Source organism: Kitasatospora sp. NPDC056783, from assembly GCF_042789895.1.
GTDB lineage: Bacteria > Actinomycetota > Actinomycetes > Streptomycetales > Streptomycetaceae > Kitasatospora.
Genome location: NZ_JBHUAF010000331.1, coordinates 1 through 6,123, shown reverse-complemented (window position 1 = coordinate 6,123; position 6,123 = coordinate 1). Strand labels below are relative to the sequence as shown.

The window sequence follows — 6,123 nt, the reverse complement described above, 5'->3', positions numbered from 1 at the left end:
ACCGCCCACTGGTCGCCCCAGCGGGCGCCCTGGGCGGCGAGGCCCCGGCGTTCGAAGATCGCACGGTGATCGGGCGGCAGCGGTTCGACCATCCGCGCCAGCGTCCCGTAGAAGTCGAAGACGACGGCACGGACCTCCGGCGCAAGCACCCCGGACACCCGACCGGCCTCAGTAACGGCCGTGCCGGCGCGGGAAGTAGTCCTGGAGCTCGCCCTCCCGCTCGATGTCGACCGTCGCGCAGTGCAGACCGCCGCCGAACGGCCCGACCGCGCGGAACGGCACCGGCACGATCTCGAAGCCGTACGAGGACAGCTGCTCCGAGAGCTTGACCTCCTTCTCCTCGATGCACAGGGTGTTCTCGTCGAGGTTGAGCATGTTGCCGGCCAGCCACGGGCTGCAGAACGACAGCTTCGGCGGGTGGTCCCAGCTCGCGGGCTGCACCGCTTCGATGATCTCCCAGTCGTTGAGCCGGAAGAACTCCATCAGCTCGGCGTCCGCCAGCCGCTCGCCGCAGTGCAGCACCAGGCCGGGGCGCAGCGGCACCCAGGTGGCGTCGATGTGCAGCGGGTGGGTGTTGGTGGAGGTGACGGCGTGCACCCGGTGGTCGGGGAAGTGGCGCTTGAGCCACTGGTAGCCGCTCTTGTTGGTGACGAAGGACAGCTGGACGAACAGGTCCTTGCCGAAGCGGGCGACGTCGGCCGCGTCGAACAGGGGCTCGGCCTCGGTCAGCACGAGGTCGTAGTCGCGGACCCGGGCCAGCTGCACGTCGGTCGGCAGGTCGTTGTAGGTGTCCCAGAACTTCGTGTTGTACGAGGCGTCGGTGAGCCGCGGCTTCGGGGCGGCCTCCCAGCGCATGCGCTCGTCGGAGTCGAACAGGTTCTGCAGCAGGGGCCGGTAGGCCAGGTACTCGTGCCAGCGGCTGCGGTACGACATGGTCGCTTCCAGGACCTCGTTGCCGACGGTCAGCAGGATGTCCCGGGGCGGCATGCAGCCGAACATGGAGTCCTGGCTCCACTCGGGCGTGCTGACCTGCTGGTTGAAGTCGATCGGGGTGGGGCGGTCCACCCGGATGCCGCGGCGCCGCAGCATCGCGGCGAAGTCGTCGAGCTGTTCCTCCGCCTCGGCGACCATGTCCTCGGGCATCGGGCCGAAGGTGCCCAGCGGGAATCCGTCGTCCGGGTAGTCCCGGCGGACGGCGGGCTCGGGGGCCTGGACCACGGTGCCCTCGGCGCGTCCGACGATCACGTGGCGCAGCGGGTCCCAGCCGTTCCAGGCGTTGACCCGCACCGGGCGGTCGGTCTCGGAAGTCACATCGGGCGCGGCAGTCGTCTGCTCGGTCACGTACAAGCCCTTCGAATCGGGGTCACGTGGGTATCGCAGAGGCCCAACCTGCTCGTGAGACCCAGGAGTAGTCAAGATGTTGCATCCTCCGTGGGACGTCGAACGTCATCTTCCGGCCGAATGTCTATACCTCTGCTACTGCGAGTGATCAGATGGGTAATCAGAAGACCACCCCCATAGCGAACTTGGAGACCCCCATGACCATTCGCATGTCCAGTCGCCCTGTTGTACTGGCGTTACTCCTGTCCCTGGCGGCCGCCGGATGCAGTAGCAGCTCGGGCGGAGGCTCCGATGCGGGCGGCAAGCTGACCGTCTGGCTGGCCGTGGACGCCCAGGAGAGTTGGCCACAATTGGTCCAGTCCACTAATGACCGTTTCACCAAGGCGCACCCCGGCGTCCAGGTCGAGGTCCAGTACCAGCAGTGGCCGACCAAGAACCAGAAGCTGGATGCCGTCCTCGCCGGGAAGAACGTGCCCGACGTGGTGGAGATGGGCAACAGCGAGACCACCAACTACATCGTCAACAACGCCTTCGCGCCGATCGACCCGGCCCGCTTCGACCAGTCGGACACCTGGCTGCCCGCCCTGGCCGACGCCTGTCGCAACGACGGCAAGACCTATTGCGTGCCCTACTACGTCGGAGCCCGGGTCGGCATCTACCGCACCGACCTCTTCACCCAGGCCGGCGTCTCCGGGGCCCCGAAGACCTATGCCGAACTGACCTCCGCGCTCGACAAGTTGAAGAACACCTTCGGCCCCGGCGACCCGAACTTCTCCGCGTTGTACATGCCCGGCCGCTACTGGTACGCCGCCATGGCCTTCGTGAAGGACGCCGGCGGCGAGATCGCCGTGAAGGACGGCAACCGCTGGAAGTCCTCGCTGTCCTCCTCCGCCTCCGTCGCCGGTCTCACCGAGTGGAAGCGGCTGATCGACTCCTACTACGTCGGCGACCGCGCCAAGGACAACAGCGACGAACCGGCCGTCGTCGGCCAGGGCCACGTCGGCGCCTTCTACGGCAACACCTGGGAGGCCGACTCGGCCTCCGACCCGAGCATCGGCGGAGACCCGAAGCTGAAGGGCAAGTTCGACACCTTCCCCTTCCCCGGCCCGTCCGGGAAGCTCCTGCCGCCGTTCCTCGGCGGCTCCACCCTGGCCGTGCCGGCCAAGTCCACGCGCAAGGACCTGGCCAACGACTGGATCAAGATGTTCACCGACCGGGACTCGCAGAAGGCGCTGATCGCGGCCAACACCCTGCCCAACAACACCACCCAGATGGCCGAGGTCGCCGCCGGCGGCATCAACGGCCCGGCCGCCCAGGCGGCCCAGACCGGCGGCTGGATGACCCCGTTCGCCCCCGGCTGGACGTCGGTGGAGAAGTCCAACATCCTGCCCGAGATGCTGGAGCGGATCGCCAACGGCAAGGCCTCGGTGCAGGACGCCGCCAAGGACGCCGACAAGCGGATCGACGCCGTGCTCAATGAGCGGTGACCGGGTCCGGCGGCGACGGTCACCACTGCTGCCCTACCTGCTGATCGGCCCGACCGTCATCGCGCTCGTCCTCGTCCTCGGCTACCCGCTGGTGGACATGGTCGTGCTCGCCTTCCAGGACATGACCCGCGAACAGCTGTTCAGCGGTGCGACGCCGCCGTGGGCCGGCCTGGAGCAGTTCCGGCGGATCCTCGGTGACGGGTTCTTCTGGACGGTGGTGTTCCGCACCCTGCTGTTCACCGCCGTGAGCGTCGCCGTGACGGTGGTCTGCGGGCTGTTCACCGCGATGCTGATGCACCGCGTCTCCCCGTGGGTGCGCGCCGTCCTCGCCGGCGTGCTGGTCACGGTGTGGGCGATGCCGGCCATGGTCGCCGCGTCGATCTTCCGCTGGCTCTTCGACGCCGACTACGGCGTGGTGAACTGGGTGCTCTCCCGGCTGCCCGGGGTCGACCTGGCCAAGCACAACTGGTTCACCGACCCGTGGGAGGGCTTCGCCGTCATCATCGCGGTCGTGGTGTGGGGATCGCTGCCGTTCGCGGCGATCACCCTCCGCGCCGCGCTGGCGCAGGTCCCGCCGGAGCTGGAGGAGTCCGCGGTGCTCGACGGCGCCCGGTCGTTCCAGGTCTTCCGGCACGTCACCATCCCCGTGATCAGGCCGGTCCTGCTCATGGTCACCACGCTGATGGCCATCTGGAACTTCGGCGTGTTCAACCAGATCTGGCTCATGCGCGGCGGCCAGCCCGAGCGGGAGTACTACCTGCTCGGCGTCTACTCCTTCATCGAGTCGTTCGCCGTCAACCGGTACAGCACCGGCGCGGCGATAGCGCTCGTGACCGTCGTGCTGCTGCTCGCCGGGTCGGTCGTCTATCTGCGCCAGATGCTCAGGACGGGAGAGATCGAATGAGGCGACGGAGGTCGCTGGGCCACGACCTGCTGGGACTGGTCGTGGCCGCGGTGGTCGGCTTCCCCGTCTACTGGATGGTGCTCACCGCGTTCCGGCCGGCCACCGAGATCCTGAGCCTGCCACCGCACTTCTGGCCGGGTCAGCCCACGCTGGCCAACTTCACCCGGGCCCTGAACTCGGAGACCTTCTGGGACAACGTGCAGTCCAGCGTCGTCATCGGCGTCGGCACCGTGCTGGTGTCCCTGGTCGTCGGCACCCTGGCGGCCTTCGCGCTGGCCCGCTTCCGGTTCGTGGGCCGCCGGGCGTTCGTGGTGGTCATCCTCATCGTCCAGATGGTCCCGCTCACCGCCCTGATCATCCCGGTGTACCTGCTGCTGAACGACGTCGGGATGACCGACAGCATCGCCGGGGTGATCATCACCTACCTGGTGTTCACCCTGCCGTTCACGGTGTGGATGCTCCGCGGCTTCATCGCCGGGGTACCGGTGGAGCTGGAGGAGGCCGCCATGGTCGACGGGTGCGGCCGCCTCGGCGCGTTCCGTCGGGTGGTCCTTCCGCTGCTCGCGCCGGGCATCGTCGCCACCTCGGTGTTCGCACTCGTCCAGGCCTGGAACGAGTACGTCCTCGTCTACGTCCTGCTGTCCAGCCCCAAGAAACAGACGGTCAGCATCTGGCTGGTCTCCTTCCAGACCAGCTTCGGGACCGACTACGGCGGTCTCATGGCGGGTGCCACGCTGACCGCCCTGCCGGTCGTGGTCTTCTTCCTCATCGTCCAGCGCAGGATCGCGTCCGGCCTCGCCGCCGGCGCCGTCAAGGGCTGACCCGACCGCGGAAGGCCCCGACCCGGTCGGCGGCACCCCTTCACGTCCTCAGGAGGACTCCGTGACGCATGATCGTCTCGATCTCGTCTCCAAGCTGTACCAGCCGTCCGGCTGGCCCCGCATCCTGCAAGCCGCCTCGGGCGACCCTTCCGAGGCACCACTGGTCGTCGACCTCGACCCGACGACGTTCTGCGACCTCGCCTGCCCCGAGTGCATCAGCGGGAAGCTGCTCAACCAGGGCCGGTTCACCCCCGAGCGGCTGGCCGCGCTCGCCGAGGAACTCGTCTCCATGTCCGTCCGGGGCGTGGTCCTCATCGGCGGCGGCGAACCGCTCGCCCACCGGGGCACCCGCCGGGTCCTGCGGATCCTCGGCGAGGCCGGGGTGTCCATCGGGGTCGTCACCAACGGCACCATGATCGACAAGAGTCTCGACGAACTCGCCCGCTACGCCAGCTGGGTCCGCGTCTCCATGGACGCGGGCACCGCGGAGACCTACGGCCTCTTCCGCCCCGACCGCAAGGGACGCAGCGTCTTCGACAAGGTGGTCGCGAACATGCGGCTGCTCGCCGAGGCGAAGACCGGTGCCCTCGGCTACTCGTTCCTGGTGATGACCCGCCAGGAGCCGGACGGCCGGTTCGTCACCAACCACACGGAGGTCCTGCTCGCCGCCGAACTCGCCCACGACATCGGCTGCGACTACTTCGAGACCAAGGCCATGTTCGACGAGGAGCACCACGTCATCCAGGTGTCGCAGAACATCCTGGAATCGGTCGACCTCCAACTCGCCGAGGCCGCGGAGAAGTTGCAGAGCGACACCTTCCAGCTCGTCAACTCCTCCACGCTCACCTCGCTGCGCCGGCACACCGGGCCCGTCCAGCCCAAGGACTACCACCGGTGCCAGGTGGCCGAGCTGCGGACGCTCGTCACCCCGTCCGGCGTGTACGTGTGCTCCTACCACCGGGGCAGCCCGATGGCCCGGATCGGCGACGCCGTCACCGAGAGCCTCGCCGACATCTGGCGGAACTCGGACCGCGGCATCATCGACCCGAGCCGGGACTGCCGCTTCCACTGCGCCCGGCACCGCTCCAACCTGGAACTGGCGCAGATAGCGCGGGGAACGGGCGCAGTCCCCCAGACGGAGGACTACGACCCGTTCCTGTGACCGTCAGTTCGCGCTGACGCCGACCCTGGTCCCCACCCGCGCGCCCCGGTTCCCCGGGGCCGCACGGGTGGGGATCACCCGTGCTCCGGGGAACGGTTCGCGCAGCGCGTCGGCCAGGCGGGCCGCCACCCCGGGCGCGTCGGCCTCGGGGCACACCCCGACCAGCGAGCCGCCACCGCCCGCCCCGCTGAGCTTCAGCGGCAGAGCGACGGCCTCCAGCGCCAGCGACCTCAGCTCCTCCAGGAGCGGGGTCGACATGCCCTGGTGGTCGCGCATCGCGCTGTGCGCCCGCGCCATCGCCGCGCCCAGCGCCTCGTGGTCGCGCCCGCGCAGCGCCGCCCAGGCGTCGGCCGACGCCCGCGCCGACTCCGCCCCCGCCCCCGCCAGCGCGGGATCGCCGCCCGCGCG

General features: G+C 69.2%; 5 protein-coding genes and 1 pseudogene. 4 read left to right on the top strand and 2 right to left on the bottom strand.

Going from position 1 to position 6,123, the window contains the following annotated elements:
• Positions 1-168 precede the first annotated feature (168 nt).
• Positions 169-1,341, bottom strand: a complete 1,173-nt coding sequence (locus ACFRMQ_RS32055) for a serine/threonine protein kinase (protein WP_380734236.1) — start codon at positions 1,339-1,341, stop codon at positions 169-171.
• A gap of 197 nt (positions 1,342-1,538) precedes the next feature.
• Between ACFRMQ_RS32055 and ACFRMQ_RS32050 the strand changes: the two genes are divergently transcribed.
• From ACFRMQ_RS32050 to ACFRMQ_RS32035, 4 genes are all read left to right on the top strand, one after another.
• Entirely contained in the window at positions 1,539-2,828 is a 1,290-nt protein-coding gene (locus tag ACFRMQ_RS32050; protein ID WP_380734235.1) for an extracellular solute-binding protein, read from the top strand.
• The gene (locus ACFRMQ_RS32045; protein WP_380734234.1) at positions 2,818-3,732 is read left to right on the top strand and encodes a carbohydrate ABC transporter permease; all 915 of its coding nucleotides are present in this window, start codon (positions 2,818-2,820) and stop codon (positions 3,730-3,732) included. The genes ACFRMQ_RS32050 and ACFRMQ_RS32045 overlap by 11 nt, the downstream gene beginning before the upstream one ends.
• On the top strand, positions 3,729-4,553 hold the full coding sequence (locus ACFRMQ_RS32040) for a carbohydrate ABC transporter permease (RefSeq protein WP_380734233.1): 825 nt from the start codon (positions 3,729-3,731) through the stop codon (positions 4,551-4,553). Before ACFRMQ_RS32045 ends, ACFRMQ_RS32040 begins: the two co-directional genes overlap by 4 nt.
• A gap of 61 nt (positions 4,554-4,614) precedes the next feature.
• Positions 4,615-5,715, top strand: coding sequence for a radical SAM/SPASM domain-containing protein (locus ACFRMQ_RS32035; RefSeq protein ID WP_380734232.1), 1,101 nt, complete (start codon positions 4,615-4,617; stop codon positions 5,713-5,715).
• 3 nt (positions 5,716-5,718) lie between these two features.
• Here the strand turns inward: ACFRMQ_RS32035 and ACFRMQ_RS32030 are convergent.
• Positions 5,719-6,123 (bottom strand): annotated as a pseudogene (locus ACFRMQ_RS32030) (galactokinase); the annotation flags it as partial.

Bases quoted from the DNA above. Each gene is read 5' to 3' on its own strand.
- ACFRMQ_RS32050 (WP_380734235.1), top strand. From the start codon at position 1,539: ATGACCATTCGCATGTCCAGTCGCCCTGTTGTACTGGCGTTACTCCTG.
- ACFRMQ_RS32045 (WP_380734234.1), top strand. From the start codon at position 2,818: ATGAGCGGTGACCGGGTCCGGCGGCGACGGTCACCACTGCTGCCCTAC.
- ACFRMQ_RS32040 (WP_380734233.1), top strand. From the start codon at position 3,729: ATGAGGCGACGGAGGTCGCTGGGCCACGACCTGCTGGGACTGGTCGTG.